21 protein-coding genes are annotated in these 23,325 nt (G+C 44.1%); 6 read left to right on the top strand and 15 right to left on the bottom strand.

Annotation, left to right across the window (positions count from 1 at the left end):
• Nucleotides 1-17: 17 nt before the first annotated feature.
• Together EJ063_RS08990 and EJ063_RS08985 are read right to left on the bottom strand one after the other, a co-directional pair.
• Entirely contained in the window at nucleotides 18-1,211 is a 1,194-nt protein-coding gene (locus EJ063_RS08990; RefSeq protein ID WP_126573933.1) for a class I SAM-dependent methyltransferase, read from the bottom strand.
• Nucleotides 1,212-1,309: 98 nt separating this feature from the next.
• A complete protein-coding gene (locus EJ063_RS08985) occupies nucleotides 1,310-2,713 on the bottom strand; it encodes a methyl-accepting chemotaxis protein (RefSeq protein ID WP_126573932.1) in 1,404 nt (467 codons plus the stop codon).
• A gap of 93 nt (nucleotides 2,714-2,806) precedes the next feature.
• Here EJ063_RS08985 and yccX point away from each other — a divergent pair, with 93 nt between their 5' ends.
• Nucleotides 2,807-3,079, top strand: a complete 273-nt coding sequence (gene yccX, locus EJ063_RS08980; RefSeq protein ID WP_126573931.1) for an acylphosphatase — start codon at nucleotides 2,807-2,809, stop codon at nucleotides 3,077-3,079.
• Here the strand turns inward: yccX and EJ063_RS08975 are convergent.
• The 6 genes from EJ063_RS08975 to EJ063_RS08950 form a co-directional block, all read right to left on the bottom strand.
• Nucleotides 3,074-3,403, bottom strand: coding sequence for a TusE/DsrC/DsvC family sulfur relay protein (locus EJ063_RS08975; RefSeq protein WP_126573930.1), 330 nt, complete (start codon nucleotides 3,401-3,403; stop codon nucleotides 3,074-3,076). The genes yccX and EJ063_RS08975 overlap by 6 nt on opposite strands.
• Before the next feature lie 125 nt (nucleotides 3,404-3,528).
• Nucleotides 3,529-4,197 carry a Bax inhibitor-1 family protein gene (locus tag EJ063_RS08970; RefSeq protein ID WP_126573929.1) on the bottom strand — a complete coding sequence of 223 codons (669 nt, stop codon included), beginning with the start codon at nucleotides 4,195-4,197 and terminating at the stop codon, nucleotides 3,529-3,531.
• Between the two features lie 190 nt (nucleotides 4,198-4,387).
• On the bottom strand, nucleotides 4,388-5,137 hold the full coding sequence (locus EJ063_RS08965) for an amino acid ABC transporter ATP-binding protein (protein ID WP_126573928.1): 750 nt from the start codon (nucleotides 5,135-5,137) through the stop codon (nucleotides 4,388-4,390).
• Between the two features lie 19 nt (nucleotides 5,138-5,156).
• Entirely contained in the window at nucleotides 5,157-6,254 is a 1,098-nt protein-coding gene (locus tag EJ063_RS08960) for an amino acid ABC transporter permease (RefSeq protein WP_126573927.1), read from the bottom strand.
• A 1-nt stretch (nucleotide 6,255) separates the two neighbouring features.
• Nucleotides 6,256-7,458 (bottom strand): amino acid ABC transporter permease, encoded by a 1,203-nt coding sequence (locus EJ063_RS08955; protein ID WP_126573926.1) that lies wholly within the window; start codon nucleotides 7,456-7,458, stop codon nucleotides 6,256-6,258.
• Nucleotides 7,459-7,535: 77 nt separating this feature from the next.
• Nucleotides 7,536-8,564 (bottom strand): amino acid ABC transporter substrate-binding protein, encoded by a 1,029-nt coding sequence (locus EJ063_RS08950; protein WP_126573925.1) that lies wholly within the window; start codon nucleotides 8,562-8,564, stop codon nucleotides 7,536-7,538.
• Nucleotides 8,565-9,023: 459 nt separating this feature from the next.
• Between EJ063_RS08950 and EJ063_RS08945 the strand changes: the two genes are divergently transcribed.
• Nucleotides 9,024-9,962 (top strand): precorrin-2 dehydrogenase/sirohydrochlorin ferrochelatase family protein, encoded by a 939-nt coding sequence (locus EJ063_RS08945; RefSeq protein WP_126573924.1) that lies wholly within the window; start codon nucleotides 9,024-9,026, stop codon nucleotides 9,960-9,962.
• Between the two features lie 53 nt (nucleotides 9,963-10,015).
• Here the strand turns inward: EJ063_RS08945 and EJ063_RS08940 are convergent, their stop codons facing one another.
• Nucleotides 10,016-10,501: a YajQ family cyclic di-GMP-binding protein gene (locus tag EJ063_RS08940; RefSeq protein ID WP_126573923.1), complete on the bottom strand. Its 486-nt coding sequence runs from the start codon at nucleotides 10,499-10,501 to the stop codon at nucleotides 10,016-10,018.
• Between the two features lie 17 nt (nucleotides 10,502-10,518).
• On the bottom strand, nucleotides 10,519-11,571 hold the full coding sequence (locus EJ063_RS08935; RefSeq protein ID WP_126573922.1) for a 3-deoxy-7-phosphoheptulonate synthase: 1,053 nt from the start codon (nucleotides 11,569-11,571) through the stop codon (nucleotides 10,519-10,521).
• 285 nt (nucleotides 11,572-11,856) lie between these two features.
• Between EJ063_RS08935 and EJ063_RS08930 the strand changes: the two genes are divergently transcribed.
• Nucleotides 11,857-12,336, top strand: coding sequence for a DUF4442 domain-containing protein (locus tag EJ063_RS08930; protein ID WP_126573921.1), 480 nt, complete (start codon nucleotides 11,857-11,859; stop codon nucleotides 12,334-12,336).
• Here the strand turns inward: EJ063_RS08930 and EJ063_RS08925 are convergent.
• The gene (locus tag EJ063_RS08925) at nucleotides 12,305-13,690 is read right to left on the bottom strand and encodes a hypothetical protein (protein WP_126573920.1); all 1,386 of its coding nucleotides are present in this window, start codon (nucleotides 13,688-13,690) and stop codon (nucleotides 12,305-12,307) included. The two genes, EJ063_RS08930 and EJ063_RS08925, sit on opposite strands and share 32 nt — an antisense overlap.
• A gap of 90 nt (nucleotides 13,691-13,780) precedes the next feature.
• Between EJ063_RS08925 and EJ063_RS08920 the strand changes: the two genes are divergently transcribed.
• Nucleotides 13,781-14,614, top strand: a complete 834-nt coding sequence (locus tag EJ063_RS08920; protein WP_126573919.1) for a CvfB family protein — start codon at nucleotides 13,781-13,783, stop codon at nucleotides 14,612-14,614.
• Nucleotides 14,615-14,789: 175 nt separating this feature from the next.
• On the opposite strand, the gene rsmF is transcribed toward EJ063_RS08920, so the two are convergent.
• The 4 genes from rsmF to EJ063_RS08900 form a co-directional block, all read right to left on the bottom strand.
• A complete protein-coding gene (gene rsmF, locus EJ063_RS08915; protein ID WP_126573918.1) occupies nucleotides 14,790-16,214 on the bottom strand; it encodes a 16S rRNA (cytosine(1407)-C(5))-methyltransferase RsmF in 1,425 nt (474 codons plus the stop codon).
• Between the two features lie 87 nt (nucleotides 16,215-16,301).
• Nucleotides 16,302-18,935, bottom strand: coding sequence for an MlaD family protein (locus EJ063_RS08910; RefSeq protein ID WP_126573917.1), 2,634 nt, complete (start codon nucleotides 18,933-18,935; stop codon nucleotides 16,302-16,304).
• Nucleotides 18,928-20,187 (bottom strand): paraquat-inducible protein A, encoded by a 1,260-nt coding sequence (locus tag EJ063_RS08905; protein WP_126573916.1) that lies wholly within the window; start codon nucleotides 20,185-20,187, stop codon nucleotides 18,928-18,930. Before EJ063_RS08905 ends, EJ063_RS08910 begins: the two co-directional genes overlap by 8 nt.
• A 33-nt stretch (nucleotides 20,188-20,220) precedes the next feature.
• Nucleotides 20,221-22,017, bottom strand: a complete 1,797-nt coding sequence (locus EJ063_RS08900; RefSeq protein ID WP_126573915.1) for an ABC transporter ATP-binding protein — start codon at nucleotides 22,015-22,017, stop codon at nucleotides 20,221-20,223.
• A 100-nt stretch (nucleotides 22,018-22,117) separates the two neighbouring features.
• On the opposite strand from EJ063_RS08900, the gene EJ063_RS08895 reads away from it, so the two are divergent.
• A complete protein-coding gene (locus EJ063_RS08895) occupies nucleotides 22,118-22,591 on the top strand; it encodes a free L-methionine (R)-S-oxide reductase MsrC (protein WP_126573914.1) in 474 nt (157 codons plus the stop codon).
• Between the two features lie 100 nt (nucleotides 22,592-22,691).
• A complete protein-coding gene (gene proQ, locus EJ063_RS08890) occupies nucleotides 22,692-23,324 on the top strand; it encodes an RNA chaperone ProQ (RefSeq protein ID WP_126573913.1) in 633 nt (210 codons plus the stop codon).
• Nucleotide 23,325 lies beyond the last annotated feature (1 nt).

The following is a 23,325-nucleotide window of genomic DNA, read 5'->3' as shown; positions in this document are numbered from 1 at the left end:
CCAAGTGGCCTTTAAAATTATAGCACTTTACAAGCAAACCCTTTCAGGTAGAAGCCTTCAGGATAAGCGCTATCAGTCGGGTGGTCAGCTGCTTGCTCAAAACGTTCAACAAACTTCACTTGGCGACCTGAGTCTAGGGCTGCATCTGCGATGACTTTTTGAAACAAGTCTGCGCTCATTAGGCCAGAACAAGAGTAGGTTAGTAGCGTGCCGCCTGGCTTGAGGATCTGCATCGCAAGCATGTTAATGTCTTTGTAGCCATTTGCACCAGATGTCAGGTTATTCTTGCTTGAAACGAACTTAGGCGGGTCCATAACAACCACATCAAACTTCGTCCCTTGGTCACGGTATTCACGAAGTAGTTTGAATACATCGGCATTTAGGAATACAGCACGTTTCTTTGAAATATCAAACTCGTTCAGCTCTGCATTATGCTTTGCAGTATCAAGCGCTGGCTGAGAAACGTCTGCATTAATAACGCGTTTTGCACCGCCTTTTAGCGCATATAGACCAAAGCCACCAGTGTAAGAGAAACAGTTAAGAACCTCTTTGTCTTTCACATACTTCATTGACTGTAAGCGGCTATCACGTTGGTCAAGGTAAAAACCGGTTTTATGACCACCAATAATATCAACGCTGATCTTTACGCCGTTTTCTTCAATCACAACAGACTTAGGTGGTTCGTCACCATACAGTACCCCCGTCGTCTGTTCTAAGCCTTCCTTCTTACGTACGGCTACGTCAGAACGTTCGTAAATATTACACTCTGGGAATACTTCTAATAATGCTTCGACTAGAGTTTGCTTATTAAATTCAGCGCCAGCACTTAGAAGCTGACACACTAAATAGTTTTGAAACTTGTCGATTGTGATACCAGGTAAACCATCAGACTCAGCCGCGATAAGGCGGTAGCCTGTTAGTCCGTCGCGAACGATAATGTCGTCACGAAGAAGCTGAGCGTCTTGAATGCGCTTTACGAAGAATGCCTTATTGATCTCTTCTTTCTCGAAGCTCCAAACGCGAGCTCGAATTTGAGAGTTAGGAGAGTACGCAGCTTTCGCCAGCCATTTACCATCATTAGCGAACACGTCAACGGTCTCTCCCAGTTGCGGTTCACCCTCAACGCGATGAATACCACGAGAAAACACCCAAGGATGCTTACGGCGAAGGGATTTATCACGGCCTTTAACGAGATGGATAGATGGAGTCATTGCGTTACTCAATAGGTTGATTTTAAAGGAGGGGTATTTTCTAAGATGTGTATGCGAATTGCAAATAAAAGAGCCGCTATAATTAGCGGCTCTAGATATTAGGCTTTTAGGCCTGTCAGTAGTGACTCCATCTGGTCACTTTGGGTTCTGAGCTGTTCAATGTTCGAGTTTGTTGCGTTGATCATTGAGCAAACGCTGTCTGACTGTGTTCGAATCTCTTCGACGCTAGCAGCAATATTGTCAGCAACAACACCTTGCTCTTCAGCGGCTGTAGCAATTTGAATGCTACTGTCTGAAATAGATTGGTTTTTCTCTGCAAGAGAACCAATCTCTACATCAACCTCTGACATCAACTGCTGGCCCTCGGATGCGTTAGTCACAGTCGTTTCCATTAACTGAGTAAGAGACTGGCTGTTACGCTGAAGTGCTTCAATCATTGTCTGGATCTCAACGGTCGCTTGTTGAGTTCGACCGGCAAGAGCTCTAACTTCGTCTGCAACTACAGCGAAACCACGACCTTGCTCACCCGCACGAGCCGCTTCAATCGCCGCATTTAATGCAAGTAGGTTGGTTTGTTCTGAGATACCATTAATGGTGGTCACTACCTCATCAATTTGAGCGGCATTCGCGTCAAGCTCTGCCACAGCTTCGGAGGCAGAACGAATCTCGGTTGAGAGCAAAGAAATAGAGTTTAGCGTGTGGCCGACTTTCTGTTGTCCTTGAGTAGCCACGCTACGAGCGTCTTCTGTTTGGCTGCTTGAATCATGCGCTAAGTTTGCTACTTCACGGATCGTTGAAGCCATTTGCTCTGTTGCACTGGCTAGCGAGTTTAGGTGCTCTTGTTGAGACCCAGAAACCTCAGCACTTTGAACGTTGGACTGGTTCAAGTCAGAACTAATTTGCTGCATAAGAGCGATCGATTCTTGAATCGAGATAACTAAGTTTTGCTCACGCTCAGCAACTTTATCGATCGTAATGGCAATATCACTAAATTCGTCACGAACCTTAAAGTAGTTCATGCGGTTGGTTAGGTCACCGTCTGCTAGAGTATTCAAAGATTTGTTCATAGCGAACATCGCGCCACCAATGAACGTCATGATGTAGTAAACGCCGAGTGCAATGAGTGACAAGGTAACTAGAACGATGGTGATGTGTGTACCAGACATCGCAGCCCAAAGATTTTGGTCGTGTGTCGCCGCAATGCTAAAGTCTCCACCATTAATAGACACTGAGCCTTGGCCAGAAGCAAATTTAATGGTTTCAGAGTTATCGATGATAGAAGCTACTTGGCTTTGGGATAAATTGCCTGCCTCTATTAAGTTCTTCATTAAGACCAATTCATCTTGGTACAGATGGCCAAGCATTTGGTCTGCGGTGTTATCTAAGACAAGGGTGAGGACGAGTAGTGCAATAAGGGGAAGAAGAAAAAGTAAATAGAACTTTTCTTGAATTTTTAGATGAATGAGATATTTGTCGATCCAACGAAATGGTATTTCTTTCATAATTATAATATCCAGTAAAAACCCATATTTCCATCATGGGCAAAAATTAAATCCTCTCAAATATATCATTGAGTAATAACAGAGGTATATAGAATGGTCCAAAGTTGTGAGAAATTTCTGATCGAAGGTCTAGTTCAGGGCGTCGGTTTTCGCTATTCGACTTCATACGAAGGATTGAAGATTGGTTTGGCGGGGTATGCGAAAAATCTGGCTAATGGTGATGTGGAAGTTATTGCTTGCGGGACTCAAGAACAAATAGAACGGCTTGCAGTATGGCTTCAAAATGGCCCTCGAACCGCGAGAGTCGACAAGGTATCTCGAGAGCCTGTTTCATACAAACCATTTAAAGGTTTTAAAGTGCTATAAGCATTTTGCCGGTTTTGGTAATCCGGCGAGTTTCGTTGCTTGCTTAGCCGGGCCTTGTTTAAAGAGCTTGAACAGGTATTTACTGTTACCTTTCTCAGGGCCGTGTGCCTTTTCCATCGCTTTAACCAACATTCTTACTGCGGGTGATGTATTAAACTCTACGTAAAAGTCACGAACAAAGTGGATGACTTCGAGATGTGCGTCAGTCAATTCAATACCTTCTTGCTCGGCCAGGATCTCAATCATTCCTTCTTCCCATTGGGTATAGTCCAAAAGGTAGCCTTGTGCGTCAGTTTCGATTTTTTTGCTGTTGTATTCAAACATCTTACGGTCCTAATAACATCTATATTCAATAGGGTAGCGCAGCATACCGTGATTAAACAATATCGCAAGTATGAAAAAGCCCAGCAGTGAATGTGCTGGGCTTTTAAGTTTGCGTGTTGAACGAATTAGTCGTCGTTCATAATACCTAGAATGCTTAACAAGCTTGTGAACAGGTTAAGGATGTTTAGGTACATAGAAACCGTTGCACTTACGTAGTTAGTCTCTTCACCGCGCACGATACGGCTAGTGTCGTACAGAATGAAACCAGAGAAGACAAGTGCAGACACGCTGCTGATTACTAGTTGGCCAAGAGTCGAACCAACGAAGATGTTAATGATAGCAGCAACGATAACGATGATTAGACCGGCAATCAGGAAATTACGCATAAAAGAGAAATCTTTTTTGCTACTGATTGTGTAAGCCGACAAACCAAGGAATACCATACCCGTCAAGCCTAGAGCTTGAGCGATAATTGATGGGCCGCTTGGAATCGATGCGTAGTAGTTAAGCATTGGACCTAAAGCGCCACCCATAAGAGTTGTGAAGACAAACGTCCAAACAATGCCCATTGATGAATTGATGCTACGCGGTAGTGCAAAGAAAAGAATACCAATTGCCGCGACCTGCATAACAATCGCCATGATAGGGGAAATACCCATTGCCATGGTGGCCATCGCAGCGATTGCACTTGTTACAAGCGTCATCGAAAGCAAAAAGTAGGTGTTCTTTAGTGTTTTGTTAATCTCAAGTGTATTTGTAGCACTTGTTGAACGAGTAAACATAGGGCTGTTCATAATCTTCCTCGTGAGGTTTTATGTTTATATCTACATTTATGAGGTTGAATGATGAAAAGATCAAGTCCCAATTCAAAATGCAGTACATAAAATAATAATAGAAATAGAAACTTATGTATTTTGAAAGATGTAACACAATATAACAACAAAAAGGGTGACCGAAGCCACCCTGTTTTTGAAGATACATCGCTTAATGGTGCAGAATCTGAGCCAAAAAGTTTTGGGTACGATCTGATTGAGGGTTTTCAAAGAAATCAACCGGGTTGTTCTCTTCGATGATTTCGCCTGCATCCATAAAGATGACTCGATCAGCGACTTCTTTTGCAAAGCCCATTTCGTGTGTTACACACAGCATGGTCATACCTTCTTCAGCAAGCTCAACCATGACGTCAAGTACTTCACGAACCATCTCAGGGTCAAGTGCAGAAGTTGGCTCATCAAACAGCATAACTTGTGGGCTCATACAAAGAGAGCGAGCAATCGCCACACGTTGCTGCTGTCCACCGGAAAGTTGCCCTGGGAACTTATCAGCTTGATCCGGGATCTTAACGCGTTCTAAGTACTTCATCGCAATCGCTTCTGCTTCCTCTTTTGGCATCTTCTTCACCCAGATGGGTGCAAGCGTGCAGTTTTCCAATACTGTTAGGTGAGGGAACAGGTTGAAGTGCTGAAAGCACATACCGACTTCGCGTCTTACCGCTTCAATATTCTTTAGATCTTCCGTTAGCTCGTTACCCGAGACAATGATTTGGCCTTTTTGGTGTTCTTCTAGACGGTTAATACAACGAATCATCGTCGATTTACCTGAGCCTGAAGGGCCACAAATCACAATCTTTTCGCCTTTTTTAACGTCTAGATTGATGTTCTTAAGCACGTGAAACTCACCGTACCACTTGTTCATATCCTTTAATTGGATCATGTAATCTTGTTGTTGCGTCATAATACGTCCTTGAGCTTAATTATCGTTTGTGACCGGTGTGAAGTTTGTTTTCAAGCCAAATCGAATATCTCGACATGCCAAAACAAAATACCCAGAACACTAACGCGACAAATACATAACTTTCTGTAGCAAAACCTAACCATTCAGGGTCAGTATTCGCGGCTTGACCAATACCGAGTACATCAAACATACCGATGATGAGTACTAAGCTGGTATCTTTGAATAGACCAATGAAGGTATTTACGATTGATGGGATAGTAATTTTTAGAGCCTGAGGTAGGATAATTAACCCCATTTTCTTCCAATAACTTAAGCCAAGTGCGTCAGCTGCTTCATATTGCCCTTTAGGAATCGCCTGAAGACCACCACGAACAACCTCTGCCATGTAGGCTGCACTGAACATCACAACACCAACCAGAGCACGGATGAGCTTATCTGTTTCTGAACCTTCTGCTAGGAAAAGAGGCAGCATTACAGATGCCATGAACAGAACGGTAATCAGCGGAACACCACGCCATACTTCAATGTAGATTGTACAGATACTTCGGATAATGGGCATGTCAGAGCGTCGACCTAACGCAAGAGCCACACCAATAGGAAGTGAAACGACAATACCGACTAACGCGATAATTAACGTAACAAGTAAGCCACCCCATTTATGAGTTTCTACGACTTCTAATCCAAACACACCGCCATATAAAAGCCCTGCGATAATGAAAGGGTAGATATTGACGAAGAACAACCAAATCCATAGACGTTTTGGGGTTCTCTCATAAGCAAGTAGTGCAGTAAAGATAGCGAGAGTGATATAGAACAGACGAGGACGCCAAAGCTCTTCTTGAGGGTAGAAACCATACATGAACTGTTCCCAGCGCACGCTAATAAACACCCAACAAGCTCCTTCTCGACTACACGCATCACGAGTCGTGCCGACCCAATCCGCTTTTAGAAACGCCCAGTCAAAGATGTTCCAAAGCAGCATAAAGGCGAGATAGCCTAGAATTAGAGTCACGATGGAGTTAACAGGGCCATTAAACAGATTTTTTCTTAGCCAACCCACAACGCCGACAGTATTGGCAGGTGGTGGGAGGTCAGGCTGAAATTGATGTACACTCATTCTATCTCTCCACCAATGCTACTTTACGGTTATAAACATTCATCAATGCAGAGGTGAGCAGACTCAATGTTAAGTAAACGCCCATCGTCATCGCAATGATTTCAATCGCTTGACCGGTTTGGTTTAGGGTTGTACCAGCAAATACTGAAACCAGATCAGGATAACCAATCGCCATAGCAAGTGAGGAGTTCTTGGTTAAGTTCAAGTATTGGCTAGTCAATGGAGGGATGATGATTCTTAATGCCTGAGGGATAACAACAAGCTTAAGTGTGCGAGAGCGAGGTAACCCAAGTGACATGGCTGCTTCTGTCTGTCCATGGTTTACAGCATTGATACCAGAACGCACGATTTCAGCGATAAATGAAGCGGTATAGATACTCAATGCCAACATAAGTGCAGCAAGCTCAGGAATAATGCTGATACCACCGCGGAAGTTAAAGCCTTTGAGTACAGGAAGCTCTGCTGAGATAGGAGAACCCATCAAGAAGTAAATAAGGACGGGTATCGCAATACATAGACCAAAAATGATTCTTCCCATTGGTGTTTGTTGACCAGTGAGTTTCTGTTTATTTTTAGCCCAGATACCTATCACAATTGAAGCAATCACACCAATAACGAATGCAGCAATAACAACACCTGAACCTTGTTCAAACACAGGGGCAGGGAAGTAAAGACCACGAACATTAAGGAAAATAGCTTCTCCTAAACTTAAACTTTGTCTTGCTGATGGTAACGCTTGCAGAACGGCGAAGTACCAAAAGAAGATTTGTAGAAGTAGAGGAACGTTACGGAAGATTTCGATGTATACCGCAGCGAATCGACTAACCAACCAGTTAGAAGAAAGTCGAGCGATACCCATTGCAAAGCCAATAATAGTTGCAAGGATGATTCCGAAGAAGGAAACCAGTGCAGTATTCAATAGGCCAATGACGAAAGTGCGTCCATAAGAAAACGTTTCATCGTATTCAATCAGCGTTAGGCCAATCCCAAAGCCAGCTTCTTGAGAGAGAAAGTCAAAACCAGTGGCAATACCACGAGCTTCTAAGTTGGTGAGTGCATTATTGACAATGGTATAAAAGAAAAAAACAAGCGCTGAGATCGCGATAATTTGGAAAACAACAGCTCGAAAGGTGGGATTGTAAATAAGGCTAGCGCTCGAAGCCGGTCCGTTATCCGGGCTCGATGCCGTATTAGTAGGTTTCATACAACTATAACCTCAAATCCATTTTTATATTAAAAAGGGCGGCAAGTACCGCCCAATTTGGGTTGTAACTATAATAGTTAACGGATTGGTGGAGCGTACATGAAGCCGCCTGCATTCCACAGAGCGTTCACGCCGCGTGAGATTTGAAGTGGTGAACCTTCACCAACAGTGCGTTCAAAGCTCTCACCGTAGTTACCAACTTGTTTAATAACTTGGTAACCCCAATCGTCACGGATACCTAGGCCTTTCCCTTTAGGGCCATCTACACCAAGGATACGTTTGATATTTGGATCTTTAGACTTAAGCATTTCATCAGCGTTTTTAGATGAGATACCGTATTCTTCAGCATTCACCATCGCTGCAAGTGTCCACTTAGCGATGTTGAACCATTGGTCATCACCTTGACGAACAACAGGACCTAGAGGTTCTTTAGAAATGATTTCAGGTAGAACTTGCGCTGAAGATGGATCTTGAAGATTTAGGCGTAGCGCGTAAAGACCAGATTGGTCAGTAGTCAGTACGTCACATCGACCGGCATCGAAACCTTTAGATGTTTGAGCAGCTGTATCAAATACAACGGGTTTGTATGACATGCCGTTATTACGGAAGTAATCGGCTAGGTTAAGCTCTGTTGTGGTACCCGACTGAACACAAACAGACGCGCCGTCAAGCTCTTTAGCACTTGTTAGGCCAAGATCTTTCTTAACCATGAAGCCCTGACCATCGTAGTAGTTCACACCCACGAAGTTAAGACCAAGTGCTGTATCACGGTGTAGTGTCCATGTTGTGTTACGGGAAAGAACGTCAATTTCACCTGATTGTAGGGCAGTAAAGCGTTCTTTTGCCGTTAGAGGTACATATTTAACTTTTGTTTTATCGCCTAAGACAGCGGCTGCAAGACCTTGACAGTATTCTACGTCAATGCCTTCCCATTCACCTTTTGAGTTAGGGTTAGAGAAGCCTGGTAAACCGGTACTTACACCACAAGTGAGAAAACCTTGCTTCGTTACTTTGTCTAGCGTGCTATCTGCTGCAGTAGCGCTTGTAGACATCAACGCAGTAGATGCTGCTACAACTGAAGCAAGAAGTGTTAGTTTATGTGCCATTTGTATCCTTCCTGTATGATCCGTGTTAAATCGAGCTGCCTCGATACAACGATTAAGCATTGTTGTGTTTCATTATTTATTTGGTTGCAGTGCTCTTTGTTGAGCCTTTTCTAAATCAACCAGTTATAAGCGTAGAAAAGGATCTGTGATTTCACAACTCTATAATTTAAAAAGATTTTTGAAGAAACTCACATTTCTCTACAGACATTAGAATGGCGAAATGTTACCGAGTTGTAAACAGTGTGCGAGTTCACAGAATAAGACTGACAGAATAGTGTGATTAATTTATTTGCTTAATTAGCGATCAAATTGGATCAAACTAATTAAAGTAGATTATATGACTAGAGAAAGTTATAAATTTGGTTGTTAATTACTCATTCGTTCGATTGGCAGTGATGCAATCCCCTGATCTTTGGTAGTATGGCTGACATAGCAGTTATCAATTACTCAAGGAACGAAATGCAGTATTTTCCTCTATTCGTTAATCTGAATCACAAGCCCGTTCTTGTCGTAGGTGGCGGTGAAGTAGCAAGTCGCAAAGTGGACAGTTTGATAAGGGCTGGTGCAAGTGTGACGATTGTTTCACCTCAAGTGGAAGACTACCTAGCAAAATTAATTGACGACGGTGAGTGCCAGTGGATCCAAACCTTTTATTCCCAAGACTTATTACAGCAAGATTATGTACAAGTTTGGGCAACCACGGATAACCCTTCGTTGAATCACCAGGTTCACCATGATGCGAAAGAGAAGGGCATCTTAGTTAACGTTGTCGATGACCTGCCGTATTGCGATTTTATTACTCCATCAATGATAAATCGTGGTCGAATCCAGATTGCTATTTCAAGTGGTGGGGCTGCGCCTGTACTGATCCGCAATATTAGAGAAAAGCTAGAGTCTGTTTTGTCGCACAATTTGGCGCTTCAAGCTGACTTTGCAGCGTCAAAGCGTAGTGACATAAAAGTAAAATTACCGACGGTTGAAGAACGTCGGAAGTTCTGGGAAGTCTTTTTTGCGCGTCAAGATGTTGATAAAGCATCGAGCCATGCCGACTTAGAGAAAGCCTATAATGATGCGATAGTACACGGGTTCAGCCGAAAAGGTGCGGTTACTTGGGTTGAGTATGGTGAGGATGTTGAGTTACTAACGCTAAAAGCACTGCGCTTAATGCAGCAGGCTGAGCTGGTGTTATTTGACACTCAATGCCCATTTGCATTTGTAGACCTAATTCGTCGAGATGCAGAACGCATCGAGTTTTCCACTCAAGCAGATTTGTCGCACGCGCTAGAGAAAGGTAAACAAGAGGATTTACGTATTGTGGTCCTGTTTGCACCCAACTCAACCAACGTCACTTTTCTGCAAGACCAAGAAACGTTGATTTCATTAGGAAACCAAAAATAAAAAAAGGCCAGATACGTTATCGTATCTGGCCTATCTTGTTAGGTCTTCAGTGTTTAGTCACGGAAGTTTTCGTATTGGAATGGTTGACCAAGCTCAGACTCACGAAGCAGCGCGATCACTGCTTGAAGATCATCACGCTTTTTACCCGTTACACGAACTTTCTCGCCTTGAATAGACGCTTGAACTTTCATCTTCTTGTCTTTTATCAGCTTAACGATCTTTTTCGCCATTGGCGTTTCGATGCCTTGCTTGAATGCAACAATCTGATGCCAGTTTTTGCCTGAAGCTTCTTCAGTTTTAGCATCCATCGCATTCGCATCCACACCACGCTTAGCTAAATGACCACGAAGAATGTCACGCATCTGCTTTAGTTGGAAATCACCTTCCGCGTTAAGTCTTACAGATTCATCTTTTTGCATTTCAAAAGAGGCTTCTACACCACGAAAGTCAAATCGTGTAGACAATTCGCGCGTTGCGTTATCTACAGCGTTTCGAAGTTCTACTGAATCGATTTCTGATACGATATCAAATGATGGCATGTTGTAATCCTTGTAAATTATGAACGTGCTTTGACAGCATTTGCGAGAAGTTCAAGCATTGTGCTTGTGTCATCCCAGCCTAGGCAAGGGTCGGTAATAGATTGACCGTACGTTAGGTTATCTAAATCAGTCATTGGCTGGTTGCCTTCTAGAATGAAGCTTTCTGCCATGATACCAGCGACTTGATTCTTACCTGATTTGATCTGCTCACAGATGTCTTTAGCGACATCTAATTGCTTGCGATGCTGCTTTTGACAGTTCGCATGACTAAAGTCCACGACTAAACGTTCAGGTAAACCAAACTCCGCAAGTTGTTTACAGGCTGCATCAACGGATTCCGCATCGAAATTAGGTCCGGTTTCACCGCCACGCAGAATAACGTGACCGTATGGGTTGCCGCTTGTGCGGTAAACCGTCATACGACCGTTCTTATCTGGCGAGTAGAAGTAGTGAGACGCTTGAGACGCACGAATCGCATCAATCGCAATTTTAATGTTGCCGTTAGTGCCGTTCTTAAAGCCAACAGGGCATGACAGTGCAGAAGCCATTTCACGGTGGATTTGAGATTCTGTCGTACGAGCACCGATTGCGCCCCAAGTGATCAAGTCCGCAATATACTGGCCTGTGATCATGTCCAAAAACTCTGTTGCTGTAGCTAGGCCCAACTTGTTGATATCTAGCAGCAGTTTGCGTGCTTTGTTTAACCCAGTTTCAAGTGCGTATGAGCCATCTAGGTTAGGGTCTGTGATGAGACCTTTCCAACCAACAACAGTACGAGGTTTTTCAAAGTATGTGCGCATAACGATGAACAGTTCATCTTTATACTGATCTTGAATGGCAGCCAAACGCTCAGCGTAATCAATAGCTGCTTCTGTGTCGTGCACTGAACAAGGGCCGACAATCACCAATAGGCGGTTGTCTTCCCCTGAAAGAATGTTTTCAATTTGACGTCGTGACTGTGCAATGCGCTCTGCGACTTCGTCCGTGATAGGGTGTGCGCTTCCTAGTTCTGCCGGAGTAGGCATAGGACCCAAAGGTTGGGTTCTTAATTCATCGGTTTTTAATGGCATACCACAGCCTGTATTTTTATTTCGAAGCGGTAAAGATAGCGGAAACGAACGGAGGAATAAACCACTTATCGACAATCTTAGTTGTGTCGAGGTGTAAATGTGAAAAATTATGCTCATTCATAGCGTAGATATAGGTATCTATATGAACATGGGATTAATTTTCTGGTTACGCTGTCACTCGAAGTAGTGTGATATCTCTTTTTCGAGAGCGATTGTTAACATAATGTTGACAGTTGGCTCGATTCGTTATGAACTGACGTCAACTCAACTGGTCGGATTAGTTTTATGCTCTCACCGCTAACAAAAGCAAACCTTTACCTCAACGCCTTCGGTTTCTTTAAGGTTCCGTTCATTTGGCTAGCCCGGCCGAAAATATTGCATTTAGACTCGCAGCGCGTAGAGGTAAAAATTCCACTAAAACGCCGAGCTAAGAATCATCTAAACAGTATGTATTTCGGGGTGCTTGCCGTTGGTGCAGATGTTGCCGGTGGATTTATGGCGATGAGCAAAGCGCAAGAAAGTGGCAAGCAAGTGTCACTGGCATTTAAAGCGGTTGAGGGGCAGTTTTTGAAAAGACCTGAAGCCGATGTGCACTTTATTTGTGAAGACGGCGGTGTCATTGATGAGATGCTTGAGCAAACTTTTTCATCTGGTGAACGCGTAAACCAGAAAGTTAAAATCACCGCCATTTGCCCTTCATTGCATGGCAACGAGCCAATGGCGGAGTTTTATCTTACTCTTTCACTGAAGCAAAAGGGTGCATGATCTCTTCTACTTCCATCTGTTCCACAGCAACTATCTTGCTTCTGTTCAGAACAATTTTCCAACGGTAAAACTTAGGTTCACCGTTGTGGTTATCCTCGCGTGCGATCAAGTTAATTAAATGACGTTTTTCTACTGACTCGCGGCTAACTTGTCCATTGGTGTTGGTATACACCTTATTTGAACCCTTATCCATCAAGCGTGTGATAGGGCGCATGCTGACAAGTAAAGACTCGCGAGTTTCTTCATAACCACTCATGAATTTTGACGTAGACATTTCGATTTTAGAACGATAATGAAGGATTTGTTCTTCACGCTGAACGACGCGCTTTTTTCGAATTGATTTAATTCGGTCGGGCAATTTGTCTAAGACTTTATAGTCTAGCCATTCTAGCTTTTGACCTACTGCTTTCTTGGTTGTTGGATCTAAGTAAAGCTTGCGCCATTTAGGGCGACCTTTACGAATCCAACGCCACATCACGTCTCTTAAGTCATCTTTAAAAATCTCACGAAGCGCATACACGAAAGACATCAAGACGATAAAGGAAGCGGTGATTTCTCCCCAATAATCACGGGCAAGAATCGCGGTTATAGTCACAAATACCATGACAAAACCCGTGGCGCTGCCTTTAACGACACGCTTCATGTTTTTACCTAGTGACTGCGTTTTTTCTTGCAGAACGACAGGGTGTTCAATAAGGCGGCGCAATAGGCGCATTTTGTTGCTGAGACGAGTAACATCATCTCGAACACTCTTCGAGTTATAATTGTTAAGCTTTCGGTGAGCAGCTTCTTTCTCAACAATGGTGAGTAAGCTCTCTTTAAGGCTTTTATATTCGCTGTCACGAGGCATGTGAGCGACTAAAGACATCAAGCGTTGGCCTGTGTACCATGATAGGTAGTTATCGATGTTAGCGTAGTAGCGTTTTAAGCTCTCTTCGTAAGGAATACTTCGGCGCAGCTTTTTTAAAATATCTAAAGAGAGATTGATGACTTCATCGACTTCCTCAGTGGTCACCGATTCTTTGTTGTGCTTGTTTAACTCATTCACCGCTTTGTCTAGCGCGATAACGTATTGATAGGCGAACAAACTCAAACTGACACGGTATTGCGTAGATGAGAGGCGTCCACGTTTTGCGAGTCGACTGTGAACGAGAGGTAAGAGGGTTTTGTCACTGTAGTAAGCGCGTTTCTGGATAATGGACTCGTAGTAAAATTCACTCTCTTTAAGAATATCTGGAGAGAGGCCGAGTTCGCCAGGGACGAAGAAAAAGAGGTCAAGATCCGACTTTTTTGTCGCTGCCATTGCGTGAGAAATCTTGAGAGTTATGCCGTCCTGCTTATCAACGGTTAACAAATAGTGCTCCTAAAAAAAGTACGAAATATCTGGCGCAAGCATACCAGAGATTCGCTATAATCACCGCAAATTTAACAAGAGACAGTTGAAATGATTAAAGTTGGTCAGATTAACCACTTAGAAGTTGTAAAAAAAGCCGATTTTGGCGTATTTCTTGATGCTGGCGATTACGGCACGACATTACTACCAAACCGCTTTGCGCCAGAAGGCGTGGAAGTTGGGGCATTTGTAGACGCTTTTTTATACTTCGATTCTGACAGTCAGTTAGTCGCAACAACTGAAACGCCAATCGCTCAAGTGGGTGAATGGGGTTTAATGAAAATTGAAGGCGTAAACGCAACGGGCGCCTTTGCGGATTGGGGCATTAAAGGTAAAGACCTTTTGATCCCATTCAGTGAGCAGCGCGCTCGCTTCGCAGAAGGTCAAAATGTGCTTGTGTACGTTTACACCGATAAAGCGTCAGGTCGTATTGTTGGTACGACAAAGTTCAATAAGCTACTTGATAAAACACCTGCAACCTACACTCGTAACCAAGAAGTGAACTTAATCATTGCTGAACGCAGTGATCTTGGCTTTAAAGCGATTGTAGAAGGCGAACACTGGGGCATGATCTTTAAATCAGATGTCTTCGGTAAACTGTTTATCGGTAAGAAATTAAAAGGCTACGTTAAGAATATCCGTGAAGATGGAAAAATCGACCTCTCTTTACAGAAAGTCGGCGTCCAAAAAATGGATGACTTAAGCCAAAAAGTGATGGACCTGTTAGAGAAAAAAGGTGGGTTTTTACCATTGAATGACAAGTCTTCACCAGAAGCTATTTTCTCTGCGTTTAGAACCAGTAAAGGTACATTCAAAAAGACGATTGGTGGTCTCTACAAACAAGGCAAGATTGTCATCGACAAAGAAGGTATTCGCTTAGCCTAAGCCCGCCATAGGATAGATAAAAAAAGGCCCAAAGCTGATCCTGCTCTGGGCCTGGGGAAGGGCTCATCAAGAGCCTGCGCTAACTGTTTGATATTGCGTTTCGATATCTTTAATTGTAGTGCAATATCTTGAGTTTTCGAGGCCCTACTAGCATTTCATACTAACGTGTTACGGTTTAGAACAGGTTTTTATCTCTTACCAATTCTCTTGGTAATCCGTTTTTAACTCGGTTACCGACCCATTTTCCTAGACCAATCACGTCGTTACCTAACTTGACAATGACTTCCCCCTGACCAGACAGGTTCTCGGGGCGAACATCCCGACCCATAAACCACTCGCGGGCATCTTCAATAGAAAGTGCTACCGAATTAGATTCATCGCCTTGCGCTAATGCAGTAGCAACTTGATGCTGCCAACGGTAACCTTTTTTATGAGCTTCAGCGATTTTAATGCCCATTCGAGAGAAGCGGAATTCACCCAACATTGGCTCAAGTGCATTTGGAAATAGCCAAACGTCATTGTCACGCAGCCACACAGAGGCGTCTGTTGGTAAGGTAATATCAAGGGATTGTTTCAGCTGTGCGGCAATCTCGATTTCGACTTTCTTAGTGGCTTTTTCAAATGGGAACTTACCCAACCGCTTTTTCACTTTTGGCGCGGGTGCTGAGCCTAACTTACGTAATCGGGCAACGAAGAAGCCTTCACAGTCATAGACTTGTGGGAAAATATGCAAGAAGCCTTCTTCGGTGGTGGCTTTGTCTGCACCATCAAAGAGTTTGGAAAGATTTTCAAATTCAACCAAGTCACCAAACGTCTCTTTCAAGTGATGGCAGACCTGTTGGTTTTCCTCAAGGCTTAGTGTACAAGTAGAGTACACCATAACACCGCCCGGTTTTAAGGCGTGGAACGCACTCTCAATGAGATCCTTTTGAGTGTCAGAAATGGAAATGACCGATTCTTTTGTCCAGTTTTTCATGGCGTCAGCGTCTTTACGAACGGTACCTTCGCCTGAACATGGTGCATCGATTAATACAGCTTCAAATTGTTCTGGCAACCACCCGCCGAACACTCGACCATCGTAATTCGATAATGCAGCATTACGAACGCCACAACGTTCGATGTTAGCGTGCAAAACTTTTACGCGGCTCGCTGAAAACTCATTGGCAACAAGAACGCCTTTGTTTTCCATTTTAGCTGCAATTTGTGTGGTCTTAGAACCAGGCGCAGCCGCCATATCCAGAACGCTGTCGTAATCGCACTCTTCGGTGTCGAACAGGGCGGACACCGGCATCATAGAGCTTGCTTCTTGAATGTAAAATAATCCAGTCATGTGCTCTGCTGTATTGCCTAATGGGACCTGAGATTCGTCTGCCTCAATCCAAAAACCTTCTTCACACCAAGGAACGGGTTCTAACGTCCATCCTTTACTCTCTGCGCGTTCTAAGAATGCAGGGAGAGAAATCTTAAGAGTGTTGACGCGAATACTTTTTCTCAATGGGCGCTGACACGCGGCGATAAAATCATCCATGGAAAGGTGCGAGGGTAAGATCGCTTTCATTTCGTCGAGAAATTCTTCTGGAAGGTAAACGTTAGAATGCAAGGTATTGTCTCTAAGGGCATGAAGGGGCGCTGATTATAGCGAATTAATAAAGAAAACGCAGCGGTTAGGCTGCGTTTTCTTATTGGTTTATGGCTTCGGAATGGCGGTTCGCCATGTTTTCCAATTGTCTTCTGCTTTGGTGTATAGGTAGAAGGTTTGGCCATCTTTAGCCACTGACTCGAGCTGTTTTTGTTCTGGCGTAGAGAACGTAATCCCCCCGCGAACTAGGCTATCAAGTGTGCCTGCTTTGATGTTTGCGCCACCTAAACCAATCGAGACATCTACCCCTGAGGTATTCCAAAACACACTATTTTGGCGAACGAGGTAGGCGTACTCAGGTAAGATGACAATGCGAGAAACCACACGGTCAGCAAACTCTCCGAGCGCTACGCTGGTCACCTGGCCAACCTCTATATCTCGAAATAATACTGGTGTACCAATCGCAATTGAGCCTCTACTTTCGCTTTGAAGAGTAAACTCGACCCCATTCGTGGAGCGCTTAGTCGGGTGTATAGTGAAGCGCTTCTTACTCGCACCGTTACCCGGCTCTACATTAATAGACTGAGTGATCAAGTTTTGAATGTTCTTGACCCCACGTAAGCCAACCTCTGCTTTTGGTAACCAGAAGTAAGATCCTTCAACAGCGATAGTCTCACTGTATTCGGGTAAAATGCGCGCTTTGACTTCAACACCTAACTTATCGAAATTCGGGACGACTAATGTCACTTCACCAACTTTTACGCCATTGTAGTTAATGGCTGTTCCTTTTGTCAGTGCATTATCACCTTCAAGCGTTAAGGTCACGACTTGGCCGAATTTTCGAGCCGTTTTAAAGTCATCATAAAGTAGCCACTTATTGTTTTGCTTATTGTCGACTCCAGGTAATGAATCGAATGCGATACCACCTTGGATCAGTGATTTAAGCGGCGCTGCTTTAACACTGATTCCTGCTAAACTTGCGTCAACCTCAACACCAGAACGATTCCAGAATACGGTTTGTTCTGTAACTAGATGCTTGTATTGGTTCTCAATACTCGCGGTAATAATTACGCCACCATCAACCAGATGAAAATCAGCAATGTTGCCAACTTGTAGGTTGCGATAAAGTAGGGGACTTCCTTTACTTATCGATGGAAGTTCGTTGGCGAACAAAGTCAGTAATGTTGAGCCGGACATGTTGTATTTTGCCAGCTCAGCCAGAGATTTACTCGGGTAGAGAGGGTACTGATCAAGCGGTGAGCTTGTACCTTCGCTGACAAAGCTGATCGAACCTGAAAGTAGCTGTTTTGCTGGAGGAACAGAAATATTAAGGCCAGATTCTGTGAGTTCCGCACTCGCGCTCCCAGTGACGAAGAAACGGTTTTGAGATTTGATCAGAGAGGCATAATCGCTATCAATAAGCGTATCAAAAATGACATCGTCGTCTTTTAAAGAGACCTGAGTTATCGAACCAATACTAATACCTCGATAGAGAATATTGGCGCCTTTCTCTAAGCCGAAAGAGTTGTTAGCGATCAGTTGAAGTGATACCGAACGCGCTTGTTGGCGCTTAAATTCGTCCTTACGAACTGCAGAAAAGGTTCTCGCTCGCTGTCCTTCGCCGGGGATGAGAGTTAAGAAGTTGCCTTTGACGATGTTGGCAAGGTTTTCGACACCTGAAAGCGAAACTTTTGCTTCCTCTAGAATAAAGTGGCTCCCGCTCGTTAGCATATCGCTAAATGCAGGTTGAATAGCCGCGGATGCAACGATATCTTCTCTGCCTTCGCTGAGTTGTAAGTCAGTAATTTGGCCAATCTCAATGCCGCGATACATAATTGGTGAACCAGAGGCACTGATGTTGTTATCGTCAGGGAGTGTAATAGAAATAGCGATACCACGACCGGCGGTTTTTAAGTCTTTGTAGAGTCTGAACTGTGTATTGTCGGTCACAGGTTCGCCGCCATCCGGTGAATCTACAGCGATAGAACCTCCAATCAATGCACTTAAGCTCTCTAAGCGCACATCAACACCTTCAAACCCAATACTCGCCCCAAGGCCGCTTACATTCCAAAAGCGGCTATCGTCAGTGATGATGTGACGGTACTCGTCATGGATCGAGGCTTGAATAATGACGTTTTTAGACGAAGCGTCTAACTGATAACTGTACACCTCACCGATAGGGATTTTGCGATAAACAATTTGTGATCCCACTGAAATTCCGCCTAGATCACGTGATTTGAGAGAGATATTAAGCCCTTCCGACGCAAGTAAGTCAGATGGCGCACGTTCGAGTGCAGTAAACGTGGTTTCCGGTTCGGAGGGGTTATTTCCCGGAGAGATCGCAATGTAGTTACCAGAGACAAGAGCATCAAGCCCAGACACACCTGATAGACTGGCAGTAGGCTTGACCATCCAAAATCGCGCCTCTTTAGTCAGTAATTTAGTCGCTTCAGGGTAGATGTCAGCGTCCACATAAATACTTTGCAAATCTTCCGCAAGGCTGATGTTTTTAACCATACCGACTTCAAGGCCCTGATAACGGATAGTCGTGCGACCCGCGATAAGACCTTGAGCGTCTGAAAAGTAAATTTGTACGCGCTGGCCAGCATCTTGAATCGATTTGAACACCAGCCACCCTGCGAGCGCCATTGTGAGTATTGGCAATAACCAAAGAGGAGAGATCCCCTTGTTACGCTTAATCTTCGGTGAGTACGAATGTTGAGTGGAAGAGGAATTACTCATTTATAGACTCTTTCTTGTCAGTATCATCAGGGTAGTTATCCCAAATAAGCCTTGGGTCCATGCTTTCAGCGGCCAACATGGTCAAAACGACCACGACACCAAAGGCGACAGCGCCATAACCTGGCGTAAAATCGAGGACTTGTCCTCTGTCTACGAGGGTCATCATGATAGAGATAACAAATAGGTCCATCATCGACCAACGACCAATCCACTTAATGACAAAGTAGATCGACATTCTGTGCTTGTGGTAAATCTTACGTTTAAACTGGATAGCTAACAACAGATAGGAAAGCCCTAGAATCTTGGCCACGGGAACGACAATACTTGCGACAAAGATAATGATAGCAATGCCTGTCATTCCGCTGTTTACCAACGAAGCCACTCCAGAGAAGATAGTATCTTCCAATCGCTTACCGTTCGTTAACAGAATCGAGATCGGGATAAGATTTGCTGGAAAGATAGCGACGCTCGCCGCAATCAAATAAGCCCAGGTTTTTTGAATTGCATAAGGCTTACGGTGATGAATTGGGTTTTCACAGCGCACACACGTATCGCCTTCAGGCTGTGAGAGATGACACTTGTGACAGTGTAGCGTTTTCTCGCCAAGAGATAGACTGTCTTCTGGAGTGTAAGCTTCCCAATAACGGCGAACACTGAATCGGGTCACCAATAAGATGGTGGCGACTTGCAGAAGAATCAGCCCAATTAACCCAGGCCCTACATAGATGTCTGAATAGTCCTGAAGCTTGAAACAAGAAATGGCGATACTGACTAAAAATACGTCAATCATCACCCAAGGTTTTAGATGAGAGATGGTTGCGAGAGAATACTTTAAAAGAGAGAACGATCGGAACCTAAGCGCGATATGAGCCGTGACAACGGAACCACAAACCAGTAAGGGCGCGATTGAACTGCAGAATATAATTAGCGCCGAGAGCAGGACAAAACCTTCACCAAACAACGTAAAGACGCCAGAGGGTAACGTTGCTGGAATCATGACGCCAAACAAGCGAATGCTGATGAAGTCAAAAAAGTGGGAAGGAATAAAAAGCAATAGACAAGCTATAGCGACGGCTAAGTTACCAGAAAGAGAAGGTGAACCTCCACGGTAAAGATGGGTATTACAGCGCGGGCAATAGGCGCTTTTCCCTTGGGCTACTGGGGTGAGGTCGACGGGTAACTCACAGCCATGGCAAAGGCGAACTGAAGTGAGTTCAGTATTATGCGGATGAAGCTTAGAAGGGGAGCTCATCGCCACCCTCCTAGTTGCTGTGCATGAGGAACTTTACACGTGGGACTGCACGCTGCCATATAAAGTTTGATATAAGCCTTGTTGTTCAACCAACTCTCCATGCGTACCCGCTTGCGTTACTTGTCCATCTTCAAGAACATAGATTAGATCAGCTTGTTTAACGGCTGACAGCCGATGGGCAACGATCAATGTTGTGCGACCTTTTAAAAACTCGGTGAGCGCTTTGTGTAACGCCGCTTCTGTCGCAGTATCAAGTGCCGATGTGGCTTCGTCGAGGATAACAAACTTAGGGTCGCTCAGCACCATTCTCGCAATGGCGAGACGTTGCCTTTGACCACCGGATAATCGAATGCCACTGCGTCCGATTTGAGTCTCAAGTCCATCGCTTAATTGGTTGATTACGTCTTGCATCTGCGCAATTTCTAGCGCGCGCCAAAGCTGCAAGTCATCATAATCTGAACCCAGTGTCAGATTATGCCTTAAAGTGTCATTAAAGAGTATAGGTTGTTGTAATACCACGGCAATTTGTTCACGAATTATCTCGAAACTGATATCTTCGGTGGTGTGGCCATTAAACCTGATGAGTCCTGAATCTTGACGATAGACGCCAATAAGAAGTTGAATCAGGGTCGATTTTCCGCCACCACTGGCCCCAACAAGCGCTACTTTTTTCCCTGCAGGAATCGAAAGGTTTAAGTCTGACAATACGTTAGACTCTTGATTATATGCAAAGTTAACGTCTTGGATTTGTATCTCCACCTCACGATCGTCGGTAAACGGGTTGACCTTACTGATTGGTCGCTGCTCTTCTTCAAGATCCAATAGAGCATTGATGCGCTTTAATGCCGCTTTTGCGCTGTACCAAGAAAACTGGATGCCTAAGAGCTCTTGCACAGGCGACAACATAAACCATAAGTAACCGAATACAGCAAAGATTTGTCCAATGGTAAGGTCACTAAAGAGCACCATCAGCATTGCCACAGCGCGGAATAACTCGAAGCCTAATAGAAATAGAAGGAAAGAGACACGTCCAGCGGCTTCCGATTGCCAAGCGTATTTGTCTGCGTCTTGGCGGATTTGATCGGCTTGCTCTTTCAATTCACTAAGAAACTCCCGTTCTCTATTGGCCGCTCGAAGTTGATAAATGCCGTCCAACGTTTCAACCAGACGGTTTTGGAAACGCTCGAACGATTGATTTTCGCGTTTCTTAAGGTGTTTCACTTTGCTGCCAAGTTTACGAGAGAAGTAAATGACAATCGGATTGACTAAGAGGATGAAAAGACCCAAGCGCCAATCCAGCCAAAGTAAAACACCAGCGGTACCAATCACGGTAAGCAAGCTAATGATAAATTTGCTGAGCGTTGAACCAATGAATTGGTCGATGGTCTCTATATCAGTAATAAGGTGCGCGTTGATGCCGCCACTTCCGCGTGTTTCGTATTGACGAATACTGATGCGACCCAGTTTATCAATCATCTTACTTCGCATTTGGTAGGTAATGGTTTTAGAGACGAGAGTAAACTGCCTACTTTGAACAATACTTAAAGCTTGGCTCGCACTGCGCATAATAATGACTAACACCAGTGTCAATGCGATATAACCGGTAGGGGTTTGCCAAGTATTCGGTAAGAGCTTATCCATCGCGGCTAAGCCGGAACCTGGCTGATTGAGTAAGACCTCGTCAACCATTAAAGGCATAAGTAGTGGGATAGGAACGCTAATTAACGTGGCGAGCACTGCAATAAGATTCGCAAACACAAGTTTTGCTTTGTGCTTTTTTACTTGTGTTATCAACCAAGAACGGCTAATAGTGTTGGGATTATCAATCATTATAATGAGAATGCTTACTATTTATGGTTTGCGGCGATTGTACGCAGATTCATGGTAGAAGTCTCTAGTTTTCAAATGGAATAGTAGGACGTTTAACCTTATGAAAATAGAACATTATCACCGCTTAACCAAGCAAGCTGTGGCACTTATTGAGTCTGAATCTGATCTTATCGCTAATCTGTCGAACATTAGTGCGTTGCTTAATATGGAGTTAGAGCAACTCAACTGGGTTGGTTTTTACTTGATGAAAGAAGGTGAATTAGTCTTAGGTCCATTCCAAGGCAAACCTGCTTGCGTACGAATTCCGGTTGGGAAGGGGGTGTGCGGCACTGCGGTTGCTGAGAATCAAGTACAGCGTGTCCATGACGTCCATGAGTTTGAAGGGCATATCGCATGTGATGCAGCGAGTAACTCTGAGATAGTGATTCCATTTTCAATCAATGGTGAAATTGCGGGCGTTCTTGATATCGACAGCCCAAATGTGGGTCGATTTAGCGAAATTGATCAGGAAGGACTGACATTTTTGATGTGTGAAGTAGAAAAGCTGCTTAATTCACACGCTATCAAGGCATAAATTGATTATTCAGTGTGGTTTTTCGCTTGCAGGTCACTATAATACCTCAAATATTTAATTCTTAATGCTCGCGGACAGACCGCAATAACCAGGAATCCTCATGGAAAACACTGAAAAGTTAAAAAACAGCAAAGAAGTTATCGCATATATTGCTGAATGTTTCCCTAAGTGCTTTACTTTAGAAGGTGAAGCAAAGCCACTTAAAATTGGTATTTTTCAAGATCTTGCGGAGCGTCTATCGGACGACCCGAAAGTAAGTAAAACTCAACTTCGTGCAGCGTTAAGACAATACACTTCATCATGGCGTTACCTTCACGGTGTTAAACCGGGTGCGGTACGTGTGGATCTTGATGGCAACCCAGCAGGTGAGCTTGATGAAGAGCACGTTGAACACGCTAAAACAGCACTAGCTGAGAGCAAAGCTAAAGTGCAAGCTCGCCGTAAAGAGCAAGCACAAAAAGCACGTGAAGAAGGCAAGGCGAAAGCTAAGCCAGCAGCGAAGAAGCCACAAGGCCGTCGCCCACAACAGCAAAACAAAGTACAAAAGGCCAGCAAGCCAGTAGAAACGCGCGCTTTGAACGCTGACGAAGTAACCGTCGGTAATCAAGTGAACGTAAATATGGGCAAAGGAAACATGGCTGCGACTATCGTTGAAATCAATAAGGAAGATGTGCGTGTTCAGCTGACTAACGGCCTACAAATGGTTGTGAAAGCGGAGCATCTACGCGCATAAA

This window comes from Vibrio aquaticus, assembly GCF_003970385.1.
Classification (GTDB): Bacteria; Pseudomonadota; Gammaproteobacteria; order Enterobacterales; family Vibrionaceae; genus Vibrio; species Vibrio aquaticus.
This window is presented reverse-complemented; position numbering and strand designations above follow the sequence as displayed.

Coding starts and splice junctions, on each gene's coding strand:
- EJ063_RS08895 (WP_126573914.1), top strand. CDS start 22,118: ATGAAAATAGAACATTATCACCGCTTAACCAAGCAAGCTGTGGCACTT.
- EJ063_RS08910 (WP_126573917.1), bottom strand. CDS start 18,935: ATGAGTAATTCCTCTTCCACTCAACATTCGTACTCACCGAAGATTAAG.
- EJ063_RS08920 (WP_126573919.1), top strand. CDS start 13,781: ATGATTAAAGTTGGTCAGATTAACCACTTAGAAGTTGTAAAAAAAGCC.
- EJ063_RS08960 (WP_126573927.1), bottom strand. CDS start 6,254: ATGAGTGTACATCAATTTCAGCCTGACCTCCCACCACCTGCCAATACT.
- EJ063_RS08990 (WP_126573933.1), bottom strand. CDS start 1,211: ATGACTCCATCTATCCATCTCGTTAAAGGCCGTGATAAATCCCTTCGC.
- EJ063_RS08900 (WP_126573915.1), bottom strand. CDS start 22,017: ATGATTGATAATCCCAACACTATTAGCCGTTCTTGGTTGATAACACAA.
- EJ063_RS08985 (WP_126573932.1), bottom strand. CDS start 2,713: ATGAAAGAAATACCATTTCGTTGGATCGACAAATATCTCATTCATCTA.
- EJ063_RS08945 (WP_126573924.1), top strand. CDS start 9,024: ATGCAGTATTTTCCTCTATTCGTTAATCTGAATCACAAGCCCGTTCTT.
- EJ063_RS08950 (WP_126573925.1), bottom strand. CDS start 8,564: ATGGCACATAAACTAACACTTCTTGCTTCAGTTGTAGCAGCATCTACT.
- proQ (WP_126573913.1), top strand. CDS start 22,692: ATGGAAAACACTGAAAAGTTAAAAAACAGCAAAGAAGTTATCGCATAT.
- EJ063_RS08975 (WP_126573930.1), bottom strand. CDS start 3,403: ATGTTTGAATACAACAGCAAAAAAATCGAAACTGACGCACAAGGCTAC.
- EJ063_RS08955 (WP_126573926.1), bottom strand. CDS start 7,458: ATGAAACCTACTAATACGGCATCGAGCCCGGATAACGGACCGGCTTCG.
- EJ063_RS08935 (WP_126573922.1), bottom strand. CDS start 11,571: ATGCCATTAAAAACCGATGAATTAAGAACCCAACCTTTGGGTCCTATG.
- EJ063_RS08930 (WP_126573921.1), top strand. CDS start 11,857: ATGCTCTCACCGCTAACAAAAGCAAACCTTTACCTCAACGCCTTCGGT.
- EJ063_RS08940 (WP_126573923.1), bottom strand. CDS start 10,501: ATGCCATCATTTGATATCGTATCAGAAATCGATTCAGTAGAACTTCGA.
- EJ063_RS08970 (WP_126573929.1), bottom strand. CDS start 4,197: ATGAACAGCCCTATGTTTACTCGTTCAACAAGTGCTACAAATACACTT.
- EJ063_RS08965 (WP_126573928.1), bottom strand. CDS start 5,137: ATGACGCAACAACAAGATTACATGATCCAATTAAAGGATATGAACAAG.
- yccX (WP_126573931.1), top strand. CDS start 2,807: ATGGTCCAAAGTTGTGAGAAATTTCTGATCGAAGGTCTAGTTCAGGGC.
- EJ063_RS08905 (WP_126573916.1), bottom strand. CDS start 20,187: ATGAGCTCCCCTTCTAAGCTTCATCCGCATAATACTGAACTCACTTCA.